At 31.8% G+C, this 19,087-nt stretch carries 22 protein-coding genes; all 22 read right to left on the minus strand.

The window, feature by feature from the left end:
• Positions 1-9: 9 nt before the first annotated feature.
• Positions 10-1,377: a TldD/PmbA family protein gene (locus tag FHQ18_RS00070; protein WP_149265131.1), complete on the minus strand. Its 1,368-nt coding sequence runs from the start codon at positions 1,375-1,377 to the stop codon at positions 10-12.
• Entirely contained in the window at positions 1,367-1,621 is a 255-nt protein-coding gene (locus FHQ18_RS00075) for a DUF4911 domain-containing protein (protein WP_149265132.1), read from the minus strand. Before FHQ18_RS00075 ends, FHQ18_RS00070 begins: the two co-directional genes overlap by 11 nt.
• Positions 1,618-1,995 (minus strand): hypothetical protein, encoded by a 378-nt coding sequence (locus FHQ18_RS00080; RefSeq protein ID WP_149265133.1) that lies wholly within the window; start codon positions 1,993-1,995, stop codon positions 1,618-1,620. Before FHQ18_RS00080 ends, FHQ18_RS00075 begins: the two co-directional genes overlap by 4 nt.
• Positions 1,995-2,420, minus strand: a complete 426-nt coding sequence (gene nusB, locus FHQ18_RS00085) for a transcription antitermination factor NusB (protein ID WP_149265134.1) — start codon at positions 2,418-2,420, stop codon at positions 1,995-1,997. Before nusB ends, FHQ18_RS00080 begins: the two co-directional genes overlap by 1 nt.
• A gap of 4 nt (positions 2,421-2,424) precedes the next feature.
• Positions 2,425-2,886 (minus strand): 6,7-dimethyl-8-ribityllumazine synthase, encoded by a 462-nt coding sequence (ribH, locus tag FHQ18_RS00090; protein ID WP_342788473.1) that lies wholly within the window; start codon positions 2,884-2,886, stop codon positions 2,425-2,427.
• Positions 2,887-2,920: 34 nt separating this feature from the next.
• Complete coding sequence (locus tag FHQ18_RS00095) at positions 2,921-4,135, minus strand: bifunctional 3,4-dihydroxy-2-butanone-4-phosphate synthase/GTP cyclohydrolase II (RefSeq protein ID WP_149265136.1); 1,215 nt, start codon at positions 4,133-4,135, stop codon at positions 2,921-2,923.
• Positions 4,136-4,137: 2 nt separating this feature from the next.
• Positions 4,138-4,785 (minus strand): riboflavin synthase, encoded by a 648-nt coding sequence (locus tag FHQ18_RS00100; RefSeq protein WP_149265137.1) that lies wholly within the window; start codon positions 4,783-4,785, stop codon positions 4,138-4,140.
• Positions 4,767-5,915 (minus strand): bifunctional diaminohydroxyphosphoribosylaminopyrimidine deaminase/5-amino-6-(5-phosphoribosylamino)uracil reductase RibD, encoded by a 1,149-nt coding sequence (ribD, locus tag FHQ18_RS00105; RefSeq protein ID WP_188020294.1) that lies wholly within the window; start codon positions 5,913-5,915, stop codon positions 4,767-4,769. The genes FHQ18_RS00100 and ribD overlap by 19 nt, the downstream gene beginning before the upstream one ends.
• A complete protein-coding gene (gene plsY / locus FHQ18_RS00110) occupies positions 5,912-6,505 on the minus strand; it encodes a glycerol-3-phosphate 1-O-acyltransferase PlsY (protein WP_149265138.1) in 594 nt (197 codons plus the stop codon). The genes ribD and plsY overlap by 4 nt, the downstream gene beginning before the upstream one ends.
• On the minus strand, positions 6,502-7,590 hold the full coding sequence (locus tag FHQ18_RS00115) for a DUF362 domain-containing protein (protein ID WP_149265139.1): 1,089 nt from the start codon (positions 7,588-7,590) through the stop codon (positions 6,502-6,504). The genes plsY and FHQ18_RS00115 overlap by 4 nt, the downstream gene beginning before the upstream one ends.
• Positions 7,587-8,141, minus strand: a complete 555-nt coding sequence (gene pgsA, locus FHQ18_RS00120; RefSeq protein ID WP_149265401.1) for a CDP-diacylglycerol--glycerol-3-phosphate 3-phosphatidyltransferase — start codon at positions 8,139-8,141, stop codon at positions 7,587-7,589. Before pgsA ends, FHQ18_RS00115 begins: the two co-directional genes overlap by 4 nt.
• A complete protein-coding gene (locus tag FHQ18_RS00125; RefSeq protein WP_149265140.1) occupies positions 8,128-9,462 on the minus strand; it encodes a sigma-54-dependent transcriptional regulator in 1,335 nt (444 codons plus the stop codon). Before FHQ18_RS00125 ends, pgsA begins: the two co-directional genes overlap by 14 nt.
• Before the next feature lie 6 nt (positions 9,463-9,468).
• Entirely contained in the window at positions 9,469-9,942 is a 474-nt protein-coding gene (gene greA / locus FHQ18_RS00130) for a transcription elongation factor GreA (protein WP_149265141.1), read from the minus strand.
• A complete protein-coding gene (gene xseA, locus FHQ18_RS00135; protein ID WP_149265142.1) occupies positions 9,943-11,283 on the minus strand; it encodes an exodeoxyribonuclease VII large subunit in 1,341 nt (446 codons plus the stop codon).
• Positions 11,280-11,567: an FtsB family cell division protein gene (locus tag FHQ18_RS00140; RefSeq protein WP_149265143.1), complete on the minus strand. Its 288-nt coding sequence runs from the start codon at positions 11,565-11,567 to the stop codon at positions 11,280-11,282. Before FHQ18_RS00140 ends, xseA begins: the two co-directional genes overlap by 4 nt.
• Positions 11,564-12,739, minus strand: coding sequence for a hypothetical protein (locus FHQ18_RS00145; protein ID WP_149265144.1), 1,176 nt, complete (start codon positions 12,737-12,739; stop codon positions 11,564-11,566). Before FHQ18_RS00145 ends, FHQ18_RS00140 begins: the two co-directional genes overlap by 4 nt.
• Positions 12,732-13,940, minus strand: a complete 1,209-nt coding sequence (locus FHQ18_RS00150) for a GGDEF domain-containing protein (RefSeq protein ID WP_149265145.1) — start codon at positions 13,938-13,940, stop codon at positions 12,732-12,734. The genes FHQ18_RS00145 and FHQ18_RS00150 overlap by 8 nt, the downstream gene beginning before the upstream one ends.
• Complete coding sequence (locus tag FHQ18_RS00155) at positions 13,930-14,463, minus strand: DUF4416 family protein (RefSeq protein ID WP_149265146.1); 534 nt, start codon at positions 14,461-14,463, stop codon at positions 13,930-13,932. The genes FHQ18_RS00150 and FHQ18_RS00155 overlap by 11 nt, the downstream gene beginning before the upstream one ends.
• Entirely contained in the window at positions 14,464-14,688 is a 225-nt protein-coding gene (gene hfq / locus FHQ18_RS00160; RefSeq protein ID WP_149265147.1) for an RNA chaperone Hfq, read from the minus strand.
• A gap of 89 nt (positions 14,689-14,777) precedes the next feature.
• Positions 14,778-15,971 (minus strand): carboxynorspermidine decarboxylase, encoded by a 1,194-nt coding sequence (nspC, locus tag FHQ18_RS00165; protein WP_149265148.1) that lies wholly within the window; start codon positions 15,969-15,971, stop codon positions 14,778-14,780.
• A complete protein-coding gene (locus tag FHQ18_RS00170; protein WP_149265149.1) occupies positions 15,949-17,169 on the minus strand; it encodes a saccharopine dehydrogenase family protein in 1,221 nt (406 codons plus the stop codon). The genes nspC and FHQ18_RS00170 overlap by 23 nt, the downstream gene beginning before the upstream one ends.
• Before the next feature lie 27 nt (positions 17,170-17,196).
• On the minus strand, positions 17,197-19,056 hold the full coding sequence (gene speA, locus FHQ18_RS00175) for a biosynthetic arginine decarboxylase (protein ID WP_246798607.1): 1,860 nt from the start codon (positions 19,054-19,056) through the stop codon (positions 17,197-17,199).
• Positions 19,057-19,087: the final 31 nt, after the last annotated feature.

The following is a 19,087-nucleotide window of genomic DNA, read 5'->3' on the forward strand; positions in this document are numbered from 1 at the left end:
AACCTCTTTTTATTTACCTCCAACAGTAATTCTAGGAATTCTAATTGTTGGTTGTGCATCACTTATAGGTACACCCTGACCGTCTTTTCCGCATGTCCCTATTCCAAAGCCCAAATCTGAACCCACCATATCTATTTCTTGCATTATTTTTGGACCATTTCCAATAAGAGTTGCATTGCGAATTGGTTTCTTAACCTCACCATTTTCCAATAAATATCCTTCATTGACTTCAAAAACAAAATCACCATTAACTGTATTCACTTGACCTCCCCCCATTTTCACAACCAGTATACCTTTATCAACAGATTTTATTATATCCTCAGGATCATCTTTACCACTTTCAATGTATGTATTGGTCATTCTAACTATCGGTTTATACCTGTAAGATTGTCTTCTTCCATTCCCAGTACTTTGAACACCATTTTTCATCGCATAAAGCCTATCATACATATAACTTATTAATACTCCATCTTTTATTAAAACTGTTTTTTGCGCTTCTACACCTTCATCATCAAAAAGAAAACTCCCTCTTTTCCCCATAAAAGTTGCATCATCAACCACAGTAATCTTTTCTGATGCAACTTTTTCACCAAGTCTGCCTTGATATACACTCAGTCCATTGGTAGCAAGATCCGCTTCAAGACCATGCCCTACAGCTTCATGAATCATTGTGCCACCAGCACTACTAGATAAAACAACTGTCATTTCGCCAGCTGGCGCATAATCAGCATCTAAATTCAAAAGAGCTCTTTTCAATGCTTTTTCACTAACTTTTTCCACATCCTCTTTTATAAACGTGTCGTAATCATATAACCCACCAAGAGATTCATATCCGGTCTGGATAACTCCATCCTTTTCACATATTACTGTGCAAAAAAGTGTAATATATGAAAGCTGTTGAGAATAATCACAACCTTCTGTATTAATTATCCTCACGTTTTTGATTGTATCCTTATACGTTGTAACAACCTGTTTAACAAGATTTGAGTTCCAACCATTAGAATCTACACGCTTAACTAACTCAATTTTATCTTTAATATTAATATCTTTAGGTAATTTTTTATAGTTATAATCAAATTCTTTCTTGGTAAAGTCTAGTAGATAATCAGAATTACCAGATTCAGAGTATTTGCAAATAGCTTCTGCACACTCCTTAATATCCTGAATTTCAAAACTGTTAGTAAACGCATAATAAGTTTTAAAATCTCTTATAAGTCTAAAACCTATGCCTGAATCATGTACATTTTCAAAACGTTCAAGGTTTTTATCTTCAAATACTATAGAATTGTATTCTGTCTTTTCGATATAAATTTCCGCATAATCACCATACACTTTTAACATATTTATAATGTCGTAATAAAGGCTTTTACCACTCATCCACCTTCTCACTTTCTTCAATATTTATTTCACTAATTTTGACACCCTCTTTTTTTAACTCATTTAAAACATCAACAACGTATTTATACATACCATTGGTGGAATACACAACCACTTTTCCTTCTTTTTTATCTATGGTTCTTACTATCCCTATCCCTTCGTAAGAATCAATAATACTGTTGATATATATGATATCTTTTTTATCCGTTTTAAATTTTACCCTAACTGTATAAAGTTTATTCATACAAGCTCCAATAAAGTTACATTTACATTATTATTCATCTTTTCATATATGGAGTCATTTAAAATTTTTGATTTCTCCATTATTATTTCAGAAAAATTTAATTTATTAATTGTTTCAAGAAATAATTCAATATTTTCAAGAATTAAACTAAAATCATACAAAAAAAAACCTTGTGTTAAAAAAAATGGGGACTTCTTAATAAAAAGAAAACCATTTTTATGATTTACTGTCTTAATAAAATCTGTAAGCACACCTCTATACATAAAGTCAATCCTCAAAGAATACCCTCTGCATCTCTGTAATTTGAAATCGTAATCTATAAAAACAGGAAAATGCTCACTTTTTTCAAAAGTCAACACAACTTTATTTAACATTATCGCTCAATATTGAAATCTTTTCTTATTTTATCCAAAATTCCATTTACAAAAGCCGCTGCCTTTTCATCTTCATATTCTTTAGCCATAGTAGTATATTCGTCAAGTATAGCATAAACTGGCGCTTCCCCATTGAAAAGTTCTGCCAAACCAAGTCTTAAAATATTTTTAACAGGCTCTGTTAGCCTATCTATACTCCATCCTTCTTTAAGGTATTTACTAATTATATCATCAGCAAATTCCTTTTTATTTACAGCTAAGTTAAACAAATTATTAGCAAAAAGTTTAATCTTTTCATTTTTTTCGTTATTTAACTTCCAAAATTGAGAAATTATATCACCAGGTTTAAACTTCGTCATTTCATACTGATAAAGCATTTGAAATGCTTTTTCTCGACCTTTGCTTCTCAATCTCTGCATATCCATCAGCTTATATCATTTTCATTAAGTTTACTAATTCTAATGCGGATAAAGCGGCTTCTGCCCCTTTATTCCCGGCTTTAGTTCCAGCTCTTTCTATTGCCTGTTCAATAGTATCAGTAGTCAAAACACCAAAAATCACCGGAACCTCCGTATCATAAGCTACTTTAGCAATCCCTTTAGAAACCTCATTTGCCACATAATCAAAATGAGGAGTGCCTCCTCTAATAACCGCTCCGAGGGCTATGACAGCATCATATTTTTTAGAATTGGCAAGTTTTTTTGCCACAGGTGGTATTTCAAAAGCTCCAGGAACTTTATAAACTACAATATCATTTTCATCAACATTGTGTCTTACAAGAGCATCAACAGCACCAGCTACAAGACTTTTCACTACAAAATCATTAAATCTTGAAGCAACAATAGCAACTTTTAACCCACTGCCATCATATTTGCCTTCTAGAATTTTTATATTCATCTTAACCCCCATACTTTCATATTAATATTTATATATCAAGCTCATGCCCCATTTTTTCTTTTTTTGTTTTTAAATACCTTTCGTTCTCAGGCCTGATTCCACACACTATAGGTACCCTGTCAACCACCTCTAACCCATAACCTGACAAACATCTAATTTTTTTAGGGTTATTTGTCATCAATCTCAGTTTTTTCACTCCAAGAAACCTTAATATTTGGGCACCAAAACCGTAGTCTCTTAGATCATCTTCAAACCCCAAATGAAGGTTCGCTTCCACGGTATCAAGCCCCTGCTCTTGCAAATGGTAAGCTTTTATTTTATTTAGCAAACCAATTCCTCTTCCTTCCTGGAACATATAAAGAAGAATACCCCTGCCTTCCTCATCAATCATCTCCATAGCCCTGTGCAATTGATCCCTACAATCACACCTTAAAGAGCCAAAAACATCACCTGTAAGACATTGTGAATGAACTCTCACAAGTACAGGCTCTTCTGTCTTTACCTCACCCTTGATAAGAGCCACAGCCTCCTGTCCATCTATTTTATTCCTAAAACCCATAATTTTAAAATCACCAAAAATTGTAGGCAAACTTGCTATAGCTGCCTCTTCTATCAAAGATTCATGTTCAACTCTGTATGCAATTAAATCTGCTATTGTCAGTATCTTTAAGTTATGTCTTTTTGCAAACTCAATTAATTGAGGCATCCGTGCCATGGTGCCATCATCATTCATTATTTCGCAAATTACTGCAGCTGGATACAAACCAGCCAATTTCATCAAATCCACTGACCCTTCAGTCTGTCCAGCCCTTACAAGAACACCTCCATCTCTTGCCCTTAAAGGGAAGACATGTCCAGGCCTTGCTAAGTCTTCAGGTCTTGTTTTAGGATCAATAGCCACTTGTATTGTTCTTGCTCTATCATAAGCTGAGATACCTGTAGTGACTCCTTCTTTTGCTTCGATAGATACAGTGAAAGCTGTACCAAATTTTGTACTATTTGAATTTTCATTCACCATAAGGGGCAAATTTAGCTCATCACATCTCTTTGAAGTTAACGCTAAACAGATAAGCCCTCTCCCATATTTAGCCATAAAGTTTATAGTTTCAGGAGTTACAAACTGGGCTGCAACAACCAAGTCACCTTCATTTTCTCTATCTTCATCATCCACAAGGATGATCATTTTCCCTTTTTTTACTTCTTCAATGGCTTCTTCAACTGTAGCTATTACAGATCTATCCATACTTAAAAATCCTCCAATCCTTTCAAATATTGTACATTTTCATATAATTTAGAAGTTTTTTCCTCTTTTTTCAACAACTTCTCAAGATACCTCGCTATCACATCCACTTCAAGATTAACGTAGTCTCCAACTTTTTTATATTTTAGTGCCGTGGATTCAAAGGTATGCGGTATTACTGCCACATCAAAGGTATAGCTTTTTTCTTCGGCAACTGTAAGACTAATCCCATCCACTGATACAGATCCTTTTTCTGCAATATATCTATCAAGATGTTCCGGATAGCTCACAGTCAAAATGTAAGACTCGCCTATTCTTCTGAGACCCTTTATAACTCCTATACCGTCCACATGCCCCAAAACAAGATGACCACCTAACCTTGTAGTTAAAGTAAGGGCTCTTTCTAAATTTACTACATCACCATTTTTTAAATATTTAAGAGAACTTTTATTCAAAGTTTCATAAGAAACATCAGCTGAAAAAAAATTGTTTCCCATTGTCGCCACTGTTAAACATACACCATTAACAGAGATGGAATCACCAATATTTGTATTTTCTAGAACTTTATTGCACTCAATTGTAAGCACAGAAGAATTACCTTTATTTTGCACCCCTTTTACTTTCCCAATCTCTTCTACAATCCCAGTGAACATCTGTTTCTTACCTTGTCAGTTAATTTTACTATATATTCCTTATAATCGTTTAATTTTCCAGTAATCAAAATATCTTTCTCAAATCTTTTTATTTCAATCTCTTTCAACTCATTAGCATCTTTTATACACGCAATACCATCCCCACCAACAGATGTTATTGCATTTTTTCCGCCAATAATTTTTGGTGCCACAAAAAAATAAACCCTATCTATTTTACCTGCATCAATTAAAAGACCTGCCGTCTCACTACCACCTTCAACAAACACATTGAGTATTTTTTCTTCCAATAAACATTTTGAAACAAAATCCAAATCGATTCTTTCGCCTTCTGACTCATCTATAAAGACTTTAGCCCCTCTTTCTCTCAGTTCTTTAGCTTTTTTATACTCATGTTTTGTAAAGACAATTAATCTATCCGAATATTCATTAGTAAGAATTGTATCCATATTTATTGACAAGTGCGGATCTAACACAACTTTGTAAGGATTTACATCGGAGTCTATCATCCTTGCATCAAGCCTTGGATTGTCTTTATTAACAGTGTTAACTCCCACTAAGACAGCATCACTAATGCTTCTAAGAAAGTGGACATAGGTTCTCGATGATTCTGAAGTAATCCACTTTGAATCTCCAGTCTTAGTCGCAATCTTGCCATCAAGAGATTCTGCAATTTTTAAAGTATAATATGGCTCCTTCCTTAAAACCCCTTTAGTAAAATCTTCTATAATACTTGCACACAACTCCTCATTAAATCCTACAAATACATCAATACCTGCTTCGATTAACTTATCAATCCCTTTACCGGTCACATCAGGATTTGGATCAACTACTCCTATAAAAACTCTTTTAATTTTGTTTTCTATAATAGCATCAACACAAGGTGGTGTTTTTCCGTAATGAGAACAAGGCTCGAGAGTTACATAAAGATCTGACCCTTCAAGTGGCTCACTTGCATCTTTCATAGCTTCAATTTCAGCATGAGGATTTCCATAACCAGAGTGATAGCCACGCCCAATTATCCTTCCATTTTTAACAACAACAGCTCCAACAGTAGGATTTGTCTTCGTTTTTCCTTTACCAAGTAGTGCTAGCTGGACACACTCTTTCATTATATCGTGAGGTCGAATCATAAATTAACCTTTTCTCCGATTTTCTTTTCTGTTCCATTTAAAATACGTTTTATATTTTCTCTGTGTTTTATTATAATAAAAAGAGCAAGAGCTAGTGTAAAAACTTTTAAATACAAAGATTGTTCATTTATCCATACTAATACTGTTAGAGTTATAACAGAAACAATCGAACCCAAAGAAACCATTTTAAATAATCCTACAGTTATCATAAAAACAAGAAATACATAGAAAACATTTATAGGGGTGAGTGCAATATAAACACCAACACCTGTGGCCACCCCTTTACCACCTTTAAAATTCAAAAATACAGTGAATATATGGCCAATTATGGCTGCAAAAGCAACAAGATACAAAAAGATAGAATCACCAAAATAACTTTTCGCCAAATAAACAGGAATAAACCCCTTTAACATATCAATTATAAAAACTACCAGAAAACCTTTAAACCCTAAAACTCTTCCTGCATTTGTGGCACCTACATTACCACTGCCAACAGTTCGGATATCTATACCTTTTAAAATTTTTACAATTACATATGCAGTGGGGATAGCCCCTATGAAATATGCAATTACAGGAAACCAAAATTTCATTTTGCAATCACCTTATGTAATAATGATCTTTTTAAATTAATTGCATCTGACTCACAAACTTCATAACAACAGAAACATTCTATACATTTATCTTTATCAATTTCCAAAAAAAATCCATCAATTTTATTAATTGCATTCACAGGGCAAGATTTATAACACAAAAAACATTTAATACAACTATTTTTATCAATTTCTGGTTTAACAGAAATATGTTCAGCAAACCACCGTTTAAACCAATTAGGTAAAAATACTACTTTCGTAGATATGGGAACTCTGATCTTGGGAATATTATCTATTTTCCCTTCAATTTCAACATCTTGCAAATTTATACCTTTACGCAAAAGAACTAGATTGGTTTTACAAAAATCAACAGGAAACCCCAAAACATTAGTAATAACCATATCCAAGGCTTCTGCATGTACTGACGCACCTACAATCCCTAATTTAACAGGTTTACCCCTTGAAGGTCCTTCCCCTTCATGAGCAAGAATTCCATCAAGAAATGACAAAGTTTTATCTTTTACAATTTCATAAATCTGATAAATATTTTCCGCTAATTTACTGCTATCAGGATATTTTTTATGATATCCTACTTTGTTTGTCCCGGGCACTAATCCAAACAGATTTTTTACACATAAAGTTAAGCCTGTTAAAGAATGTGTTTTTAACTTTGCAAGGTTTAAAATACAATCCACTTTATCAACAAAAGAAGTAATTATAAAATCATTTATTTTTTTAGGTGCATATTTTTCAAATTTTACAATTTCCACATTATATTTTTTAGCAGCATCCATTATTCCAGTTGTTTTCAACACAATTTCATAGTTTATAAAATTTGCCCCAGGACTATCACCTATATAAATACTACATTCAGGATTTAATTCCTTTACAGCAATAATGCAGGCTTCAATAAATACAGGATGAGTTGTAATAGCTTTTTCAGGAGGAGATGCTTGCAATAAATTTGGTTTTAATAGGATACTTTTACTTTTTAAAAAAAATTCACACTCTTTTAAAAAATTTTTAAAAAACTCTTTTAATTCTTCTAAATTATAATCTCTAACTTGATCAATTATAACCTTCACTGAGGATTGCCTTTTTTAAAATACCTGTAAAAATAATCTACAAGTGACAATATCGATACAACTACAGAAATATAAAGTAACACCTTACCAATAAGGTACATATTCACCCCTAAGAACTTTTCTTTGAAAATAATCATAGTTAAACTAATCAGCTGTATAGTTGTTTTTATCTTCCCGCTCCACCCTGCAGGTATTATGACCCCATTAGTAGATGCAAAATTCCTCAATGCACCTACTGCAAATTCTCTAGCCAAAATAACTATAACCACCCATGATGGAATCCTTTGTAATTCTACAAGTGCAACCATTGCTGAAGCCACAAGTATTTTATCAGCAACAGGATCAGCAATTTTACCTAAATTAGTAACTAAATCATATTTTCTAGCAATATATCCATCAATAAAATCACTCAACGAAGCAACAATAAAAATAATTGCAGCTACTATATTAGAATACGGTTTATTTATAAAAAGAAATATTAAAAAAACAGGAATTATTAGCAATCTAAAAAAAGTAATTTGATTTGCAATATTAAAATTACCTGATTTCATATTTTTCAATTTTATACCTTAAACTCCTAAGAGATATCCCTAGCTTTTTAGCTGCTCGAGATTGATTCCCATTAGTTAACATTAATGCTTTTTTTATATACTTTTTTTCTATGTTTTCAATATATTTATCAAGAGAAAAATTCTCAGGGATCTCCACTTCTTCAGTTTTAACCTCATCTGTAATCTTAATATCAATACTTGAAGGTAATATTTTATTAGTTCTTTCAATTAAAACAGCTCTCTCAATAATATTTTCAAGCTCTCTAATATTTCCAGGAAAGCTATAATTTTCAAGCATCCTCATGGCAGCAAAAGAGATATCTGAAACTTGTTTATTAAACTTTTCTGAATATTTTTTAATAAAATAATTTACAAGCAGAAGCAAATCTTCCAAACGCTCTCTCAAAGGTGGAAGATGAATATTTATAACGTTGAGCCTATAAAATAAATCCTCTCTAAATCTTCCCTCTTTAACTTCATTGATAAGATTTTTATTAGTAGCAGCAATAACTCTTGTATTTACTTTTATTTCTCTGTTTGAACCAATAGGTCTTATCACCCCTTCCTGTAAAACTCTCAAGAGTTTTGCCTGTAAAAAAAGAGGCATTTCACCTATTTCATCTAAAAAAATTGTCCCATTATTTGCTGCTTCAAAAATTCCAATTTTATCGTTATTAGCTCCGGTAAAAGCACCTTTTTTATACCCAAAAAGCTCAGATTCCAATAAATCAGAAGGTATTGCACTACAATTAATAGGTATAAATGGATTATCTTTCCTATCACTCATCTTATGAATTGCTCTTGCTACAAGCTCTTTACCAGTTCCTGATTCTCCTGTAATCAGAACAGTAGCATCACTTGGTGCAACATTGATAATTTCACTTTTAACTTTAAGAACAGACTCACTCAATCCGATAATATCATCTAGCTCTTTACAGCATTCATGATTATCAACTTTATCTTTTTTTAAAACAGCTTTTATCAAATCAAGCAACTCATCAGTATCAAAAGGTTTTGTTATATAATCTATAACACCTAGCTCTACTGATTTTAATGCTGTTTCATCACTAGCATAAGCAGTCATGAGAATAAATGGTATGTTTTTATGATTTTCAAAGCAAAATCTTGCAAGGTCAAGACCATCCTCACCCCCTAATACAAGGTCACATAAAACAATATCAATATTCTCTTTCTGAATTATTCTAGTGGCCGATTCTAAATTTTTAGCAGAAAATACTTTGAACCCCTCATTTATAAACAAAATCTCCAAAAACTCTCGAAATGATTTTTCATCATCTACAATTAAAATATTATAACTCATCTACAATTAATCAAACGAAATCTCTAATATTTCGTATTCAATCTCACCGCCAGGAGCATTTACAATTACTTCGTCACCAACTTTTTTACCAACCATAGCTCTTGCAATAGGGGATAAAATAGAGATGTGCCCTTTAGAAATATCAGCTTCATCAGGCCCAACAATTTTATAGGTTTTTGTTTCACCTGTATCTAAATTTTCAATTTTTACGGTTGCCCCAAAAACAACTTTATCCCCTTTAAGCTTGCTCGTATCAATAACTTCAAAACGCGCCATTTTTGATTCAAGCTCAGCAATCTTTGCCTCAATCATTCCCTGCCTTTCCTTGGCAGCATCATATTCAGCATTTTCGCTTAAATCCCCATGTCCTCTTGCTTCTTCAATAGCTTTAATGGCCTCTTTTCTTTCAACTTTTTTAAGCCTTTCAAGCTCAGCTTTAATTTTTTCGTATCCCTCTTTAGTAATTGGAATTCTATCCATTCATTTCCTCCATGTTTTTTTACCTGTTACAAAACTGCTAATATAACCATCTTTCATTCTAATTTCAAGCTCATCTTCAAGATGAATATTTTTTACAGACCCAACGGGTTTTTTCTCTTTAATAACAATAGCATACCCTTTATCTAATATATTTTCTGGATTTAATAGTCTTAATGCATTAATAAGATTATCAATTTTATCTTTACTGTTTTGCATTTTTGCCATTAAAATAGATGTCATTATTTTCAATGAGTTATCAATAGTTGAGTAAAGATGTGCAAGCTTGTATGTAGGATTGTAAGGTATAATTTTTTGCATTAATCCACTAAGTATTTTCTCCATATCTGAAAGCTTATGCTTTATTAAAGAAATTATATTGTTTTCATAAAACTCTAATTCCTTAATTTTCTGTCTAATCTTATTTACAGGTGAATTCTTGAGAAGTTTTGCTTCTAAGGTATCCAAATACTGATATTTCATAATCAAATTATGCTCAAACTCTTTAACCAAACGCCTTTCAAGATTATCAATTCTGTCACCTATGGTAATATAATATTCTGATAATTTCTCCGCTGCTGCTGTGGGAGTTGCTACCCTCAAATCAGCAACAAAATCACATATTGTAAAATCTCTTTCATGACCTATTGCTGAAATTGTTGGGATGTTGCAAGCATAAAATGCCCTAGCCAAAAATTCATCATTGAATATAGAAAGGTCTTCCAATGAGCCACCACCACGCATTAAAACAACCACATCATAAAGGTGCGTAAACTGGTTTAAAAAAGAAAGTTGATTTATTATTACAGGTATTGCATCATCCCCCTGAACAGGAGCAGGCCATAAATCCACATCAATATTTGCACCATTTTTTCTTAACGTTCTAATGAAATCTTTAATTGCGGCCCCTGAAGGTGAAGTTACTACAGCAACTTTCTTAACAAAAAAAGGTATCTCTTTTTTATTTTCAGTATCAAACAACCCCTCTTTTTCCAGTTTCCTTTTAGTCTCTTCAAACTTTTTATAGAAATCACCTACAGAATCATACTCAATCTTTTTTACCAAAAGCTGATAGTTCCCATCCTTTTCATAAACTGTTAAATCACCTGTTACAATAACTTTATCACCATTTTTAGGCTCATAATCACTATTTAACAGCCTGTATCTCTTAAAAAATACACATTTGATTTGAGCATTTTCATCCTTCAAGGTAAAATAACAATGACCTAGTGTTGAGACTGAATAATTAGACACTTCCCCCACTACATTTATCGAGGAAGGAAAATTCCCTTCGAGTAGCCTTTTTATGCTTTTAGTTAATTCTGATACTGTAAATTTCTTCATTTTTTTTCATTATTATCTTTTTTAATAATGAATAAATCTTCATTAGGCCGCTTCAAATTTAACTCTTTTCTAATAATCATCTCTAAGTACTTTTTATCTTTTTTTAAAAACTCTAGTTCTCTTTGAAGCTCATAAATTTTTTTATCCATCCTAGTTAGTTGCTGCTCATAACGGTTCTTTATTTTAACAAGTTTAAAATACTCAACGAGACCATAATCACCAAAAACCAGATATACCAACAAAAAAATTATTAATGCAATTAAAATTAAAGTATGTCTGATCATTTTTTCTGCTTCAGTTTAAATAATCTATAAGCTTGAGATTTGATAACGCTTGATACTTCCCTTGACTTAGATAAATTTTCAAGATCTTTTACATACAACCTACTCAAAAGATGCAATCCAATATCTATTGGTGTCTTGGGGTTGAAAGCAAGATTCCTAACAATCTGATAATTTCTTACCCAGTTGCTATTTCTGGCAATTTCTCTTAACACATGATCAGGAGTAACTTTATTTTTAGTTATAAAATCAATTTCATCCTCGGTTATTCTAGGATTTTTTAAAACACTTAATGATACCTGTTTATTTGCGTCCTTTATCAGTATGTTCCTTGCACTCTTATTACCTTTTAAAGCTAATTTAATCTTTTCCGGAACACTCATCCTCAAAACTTTTGCATAAAGATTCTCGTCAACCTTTTCCTCTAATTCCCGTTCAAAACTTTCAGGTAACTCTTGAACTTTCAAAGATTCATCTTTTTCTTTTATTTCATCTTTTTCATTTTCCTCTTTTTCTTTTAAATCTTCTTCTTTCAGTCTTTCAAGCTCTTCTATTTCATATTTTAGGTATTTTAACTTCACTACAGATTCATCTGGGGTAAAAGGATTAGTTAAAAGTAAATCAATAAGTTCAGGATTTTCCCTTAATAACACATTTAAATTTGACAAGAAAAATAAGGATTCAGGTTCTTGTGACTGAGATAATATTTTAAAAGTTTCTGGTGTAATTTTATTCTTCTCTATTAATGCTCTAATAAAGTCAGAATCATCTTTTAAATAAAGAGCCAACACTTTTATTTCTTTTTCATCAAAAAGAATACTGCTTAAAATTTCCTTCTTTTGCTCAAAAGATAAATCTCGTAAAAACGCACAAACATTCTTTATAAATTCTGAATAATTTTTAACCAGCAAATAGATTATTATATGTAGTCGTCTGAAATCTATGGGAATTGATTTTGATAACATCAAATCTATCTGCTCCTTAGTTGATTTTTTTAAGTAAAGCTCTCTTTCAATTGTAGAGATAAATTTTAATTTCTCATAAAGTCTAAGTAATAATTCATTTTTTGGTAATTTTAACGTTTTTAAAAGCAGCAATTTATCTTTTTCACTCAAGTTGTTAGCATCTTTATTACTAAAGTAACTAATCAAAGAATCGAGCTTGGACTCAACCACTTATGATCCTATTCTTCCCTTCCTTCTTCGCTTTAAGCAGTAAATCATCAACTCTTTTAATCAAAGTTTCTACACTATCATTTTCTTTAGCTTCAGTTACACCAATACTTGCTGTAATTTTAAGTCTATCACCTTTTACTTTAAAAACAGTTTCGTTTAACTCTTTCAGTATTCTATTAGCTACAACTTTAGCCTGTTCCTTTCTGGTATGAGGTAAGACTATAAAAAATTCTTCCCCACCATACCTAAAAGGAATATCAACTTTTCTAATATTGTTTTTAATAACATTTGCAAAATATTTAAGTACTTGGTCTCCAATTTGATGTCCATAATTATCGTTAACAGCTTTGAAGTCATCAACATCAAGCATAATCACCGATAATGGAGACTTATACCTATGAAACTTTTCAAACTCTTCAGCTAATTTTCTATCTAAAAAGTTCCTATTGTAAACATTTGTTAGAAGATCAACTACAGCTTCTTTTTTATATCTTTTTATACTTTCCTGAAGTTGGTTTACCTGCTTTCTATACTTTTCCAAATCATTTTTTATCTTTTTTACGTCTGAATCAAATTTATTAAATTTTTCTTTTCTTATATTTTCTTTTTCTCTCAAATTAGTTTTAATTTCATTTAATTTTGAAATTAATTTATTTTTTAGTTTCTCAATATCATTTTCAAGCTTTGTTTCTTTTTCAAGCTCTTCTAAATTATTTGTTAGTTCATTATTGTTCCTAATCTCTTCTATAAATATTTCTCTACTGCTTTCAAGAACTTTAAAAAGTTTTTCATTTGAGATTTCCATATATTTTAAAATTTCTTTTAGAAGATCCCAGCTCTTATTAAAAGTATTGATTACTCTAATCAGAAAATTAATAAGATAACTTAAAATATCTATTAATATATCATTTAATTTGCAAATATCATTTGTATTTTTTATATTCTCTTCAAAATTTTCTATAAAATCTTTTGGTAATATATCTTCCACTTTTTTAATCAATTTACTTATTTGACTTTTATAAGCTTCAACCCCTACAATACATATATTTTTATTAAAAAAATCTGTTAACCTCTCATTTTGTAGCAAATATTTTTTTATAGTATTTATAGACAAATCCTCATTATTATCTTTAATCTTTTTCAATATATTTATAATCTCAGTTACAATCATATCATAAAAGTCGTTTAGATTAATTGGCATTGAGTTTTTCCTCCAAAAAAATTCTACACTTTTCAAAAAAAATTAATGCATTACTTGTTTGATAATCATAAAAAGTCCAAGGCAATGCTACATAACTTTTCTTTTTCCTATAAAGCTGTAAATCAGCATAAATAGATTCACCAAGGTAAATTCTATGGGTAAAATTCTTTGTGCTAGCAGCTACCACTTTTTCCATTGCTACATAACCTGGGTCAATGTTCACTTTACGTTTACCATTTTCTTTAAAAAAATCTTCTATATCCACTGCAATCCTTTTATAATTAACTAACTTATCAGGATAATCAATTATATCATAACAAGCAAAATATTTCACCAAATTATTACCCATTTCTTTTTCATAATAAGATGTATGCGAAAAGCTGAATTTTTCTGATACTATTTTCGGCGAGCCAAAAATGGAATTTAAATAATCGTCTATTATATTTTCATATTTTACATCGATTAGTATTGCATTAAAAAAAACTACTTTCTGAGGCTTTCTAACGCCTCCACCATAAACCATTTATACCATTTCAATCTCATCAATTTCTTCAGAAGGTGAAATAGTGGAAATAGCATGCTTATAAATCATCTTTTGAGAATCATCTTTTAAAACAATCACAAAGTTGTCAAAACCTTTAATCAATCCCTCAAGCTTAACACCATTAATTAAATAAACAGTAACTGGCATCCTTTTTTTTCTCACGTAGTTCAAAAAAACATCCTGAATATTAATCTTCTTGCTCATCAATCAACCCCTCAATGAATTTTCTTTCTAAAATCATTACCTCACTTTACCCAATTATATATAAATTCTTAACGTTCTTCAACTATTATTTATTTTATTCTTGTAATAAAATCAGCATAATCAAATTTTTTCTGCCATTTTATCCCATCATTTTTATTGAAGACTATAATGGAAGGTAATTTAACACCATTGAATGTATTATTTTTAACAAAGGAATACAACGCCATATCAAGCATAACAAGTCTATCCCCAATTTTTAATGGTCTTTCAAAAGAGTATTCCCCAAAAAAATCGCCTGCAAGACAGGAACATCCACCAATCCTATAATTATATTTATACTCATCCCACTTACCACTTTCAATAATCTCAGGCCTATAAGGCATTGCTAAAACATCTGGAGTATGAGTTTCAGCAGAAGAATCAACAATAGCGATATCCACACCATTATTAATAATATCTAAAACCTGTGTAACAAAAACACCAGCATGCAATACTACAGCCTCACCAGGCTCAAGATACACTTCAATATTATTATACCTGTCTCTGAAAGAATTAATAGTATTGCAGAGCAACTCAACATCATAATCTTTTCTTGTTATATGATGTCCACCACCAAAATTAACCCATTTTAATTTGTTAATATATTTACTAAATCTTTTCTCAAAACTATTCAAAACACGCACCAACACATCTGCATTTTGTTCACATAAAGCGTGAAAATGAAAACCATCGACAATTTCAAGATCAATATCTTTTATATCTTCTGGATTTACTCCAAATCTTGAACCGGGAATACAAGGGTTGTATAAATCAATCTCTACTTCAGAATAACCAGGATTAACCCTGAGCCCTACCTGTTTTCCTCGATCTTTAACCCTTTCTCCATATTTTTTCAGTTGATTAATAGAGTTGAAAATCACTACAGATGAGTAATCGATTATTTCATCTATCTCCCCTTCTTCAAAAGCAGGAGCATAGGTATGCACTTCCTTTTTAAACTCTTCACATCCAAGTCGTGCCTCCCAGAGCCCACTTGCACACACACCATGTAAATACCTTGATATTAAAGGATAAGTGATGGGCAAAGAGTACGCTTTCTGAGCAAGCAGTATCTTTGCCCCTGTCCTTTTTTGAACATCATCCAGAATTCTACAATTTTTTTCAATAATATCCTCACTAATCAAATAACATGGTGTATCAACCAAATCTGTTATTTCCTTTGGAAAAAATTTCAGCGCTTCTTTATGTAATTCTTTCAATTTAAAACTCCGGTAATTCACCATCAAAGTCTTCTACTTTCCATGGTAAACCATATTTAATCAATGCATCCATAAAAGGATCTGGATCAAGTTGCTCCACATTAAAAACACCTTTTCCTGCCCATACCCCTTTTAGGACAAGCATTGCTCCAATCATTGCTGGAACACCAGTAGTATATGACACCGCCTGAGCCTGCACTTCTTTGTAAGCTTCAGCATGATCACAAACATTATAAATATATTTTTTAAATCTATTTCCATCCTTAATCCCATCAAAAATACAACCAATAACAGTCTTACCCTTATAACTTATCCCAAGTTCAGATGGATCAGGAAGCAATTTCTTCAAAAATTTCAAAGGAACAACTTTGCACCCTTCATACTCCACTTCATCTATTCTTGTCATACCAACATTTTTTAAAACCCTCAAATGAGTAAGATACTCATCAGAAAATGTCATCCAAAACCTTATCCTTTCAAGCCCTTTAATATGTTTTACAAGCGACTCCATCTCTTCATGATAAAGTAAATAGCTTTCTCGTGGACCCACTTCTGGGTAATTAAAAGTAAAATGAATACTATCTTCTTCTAAAATGGGTGGGGTTTCTACCCATTCCCCATTTCTCCAATGTCTTACAACCTGAGTAACTTCCCTAATATTGATTTCAGGATTAAAATTTGTAGCAAAAGGGTGTCCATGAACACCAGCATTACAATCAAGTATATCAATGGTTTTTATTTCATCATAAAAATGTTTTTGTGCGTAAGCGCAAAAAACATTTGTTACACCTGGATCAAAACCACAACCAAGAACAGCCATAATACCTGCTTCTTTATATCTATCCTGATAAGCCCATTGCCATTTGTATTCAAACTTTGGATTATCCTTTGGCTCATAATTAGCTGTATCAAGATAGTGAACACCTGTTTCAAGACATGCATCCATTATAGTTAAATCTTGATATGGCAGCGCCACATTTATCACAATATCAGGCTCAAAATCTTTTATCAAAGCCACCACTTCTTCAGTCTTATCAGCGTCTACTTTTGCAGTTTTGATTTCAATTCCGTACTGTTTTTTAATATCTTCAGCTATTTTATCGCATTTTTCCTTGGTTCTACTCGCAAGGCAAATCTCATGAAATACCTCAGGATTCTGTGCACATTTCTTTGCCACCACATTACCGACGCCACCAGCGCCAATAATTAACACTTTACCCATAATACACCTCTTCTTTAATTTTTATCGCTAATTCCTTGAACCTGCTACTGTTTTTAAATAACTATTTTCACTAAGAACTAAATACAAACTACCTATAACCTCTTTTTTCTCATCATCAGGGATTAACTCAGAATCTTCTATTCTTTGTTTTAATCTTCTTTCAATGTCTTTCACATCATAATCTAGGTCATCCAGTATATCCAAAATATTTTGAGCTTCAATTACATCATTAAGGACATAATTCCCTTCTTCATCAAAAGTGACTACAAACTCTGTTGGATGAGTAAAAAGGTTGTGCTCCATTCCAAGGGTTTCCTGATAAGCACCAACAAGGAAAAATCCTAAAAAGTAGTCCTCTTTTTTCAGATCAACATCATGCAAAAACAATGGCTTAGTGCTATCAAAAGCTATCTCCCCGTCACTATCACACGTTATGTCCCAAAGACTTGCTGACCTCGTAGGAGTTATATCTAGTTTATCAAGAGGCATTACAGGGAAAGTTTGCCCCAACCCCCAGTAATCTGGTAGACTTTGAAAAATTGAAAAATTCAAAAGATACCTTTCCTGGATCATATCTTGTATATCTCTCAATTCAGATAGATTTTTATTTTTAAGAAAGTTTATTGCCTTTCGAATAATTAAATGAACAAGCACCTCTGTATTGCTTCTATCAATTAAATCGATATATCCAAGGTCAAAAAGGGTTAAAAGGGACTCCATATGGTCAAGACTATCATGTAAATATTCTATAGCATTTTTTTCATTGATAGTATTATAAAGTTCATATAACTCTTCTATCAGTGGAGGATTAACCTCTTTTAAACAAAGCTTCTGCTCATTATATTCTTGGGAAAATAGCTCTAAAACAGGCACAATAAGAACAGCGTGACTTGCAGCCACAAACCTACCTGCTTCAATAAAAATATCTGGTTCTGGTACGTTCTTATTGTTTGCTATCATTTTAAGCAAAAACACTACGTCGCTGGCATATTCATCTAGGGTATAATTAATAGAATGCTGTAACTTATGCTGACTGTATTCAACAGCAAGTCCACCACCAATATCAATTCTCTTTAAACTTTTTGCACCCATTTTATAAAGTTCTGCATAAATATTTCCAGCCTCTCTCAATGCTTTTTTTACAGGCGAAATTTCACTTATCTGTGAACCAATATGAAAATGTATCATTGTTAAATAATCAATCATTTTAGAATCTTTTAAAAGCTTCAGAGCCTCTACTAGTTCCACTGAAGTCAAACCAAACTTGGAATTTATACCACCACTTTTAGCCCAAATACCTATCCCAGAGCTGTGTAGTTTGATTCTTAGGCCTATATTAGGATAAGGTTCTCCCATTTCTTTTGCAACTTCTAAAATAGTTTCAAGTTCATTCAATCCTTCGATTGTCAAAGTAATATTTTGTCCCATTTTAGCAGAGATAAAACCAAGGGAGATCATCTCTTTATCTTTAAACCCATTAACAACAATAGGAGTTCCTTCATTTACGTAACTCATAGCTATAATCAGTTCAGGCTTACTCCCTGCCTCAAGTCCATAGCGTTTCCCTTTTGTCTGCTTCATCAGATATGTAACAAAATTAGGGTACTGATTCACTTTCAACGGAAAAACAGAATAAAATGTGCCACCGTATTCATAATCTTTTATATATTTATTAAATTTATTAAAAAGAGCATTTACATGCTTTTTCATAATATGAGGGAATCTAAAAAGCACAGGACCTTTAAATCCCTGCTCTCTGACATCTTTAACAATATCAATCAACGCAGGTCTATTCCCTTCATTAATAACAACTTTCCCATCCTCTATTAAATAATCGTAATTTCCCCAAATTTTTATTCCATAATCCATCTTAACACCTCTATTCATATAAATATATTACCCCAAAAATTTGGAAAAC

Origin of the sequence: Deferribacter autotrophicus (assembly GCF_008362905.1) — a bacterium.
Lineage (GTDB): Bacteria > Chrysiogenota > Deferribacteres > Deferribacterales > Deferribacteraceae > Deferribacter > Deferribacter autotrophicus.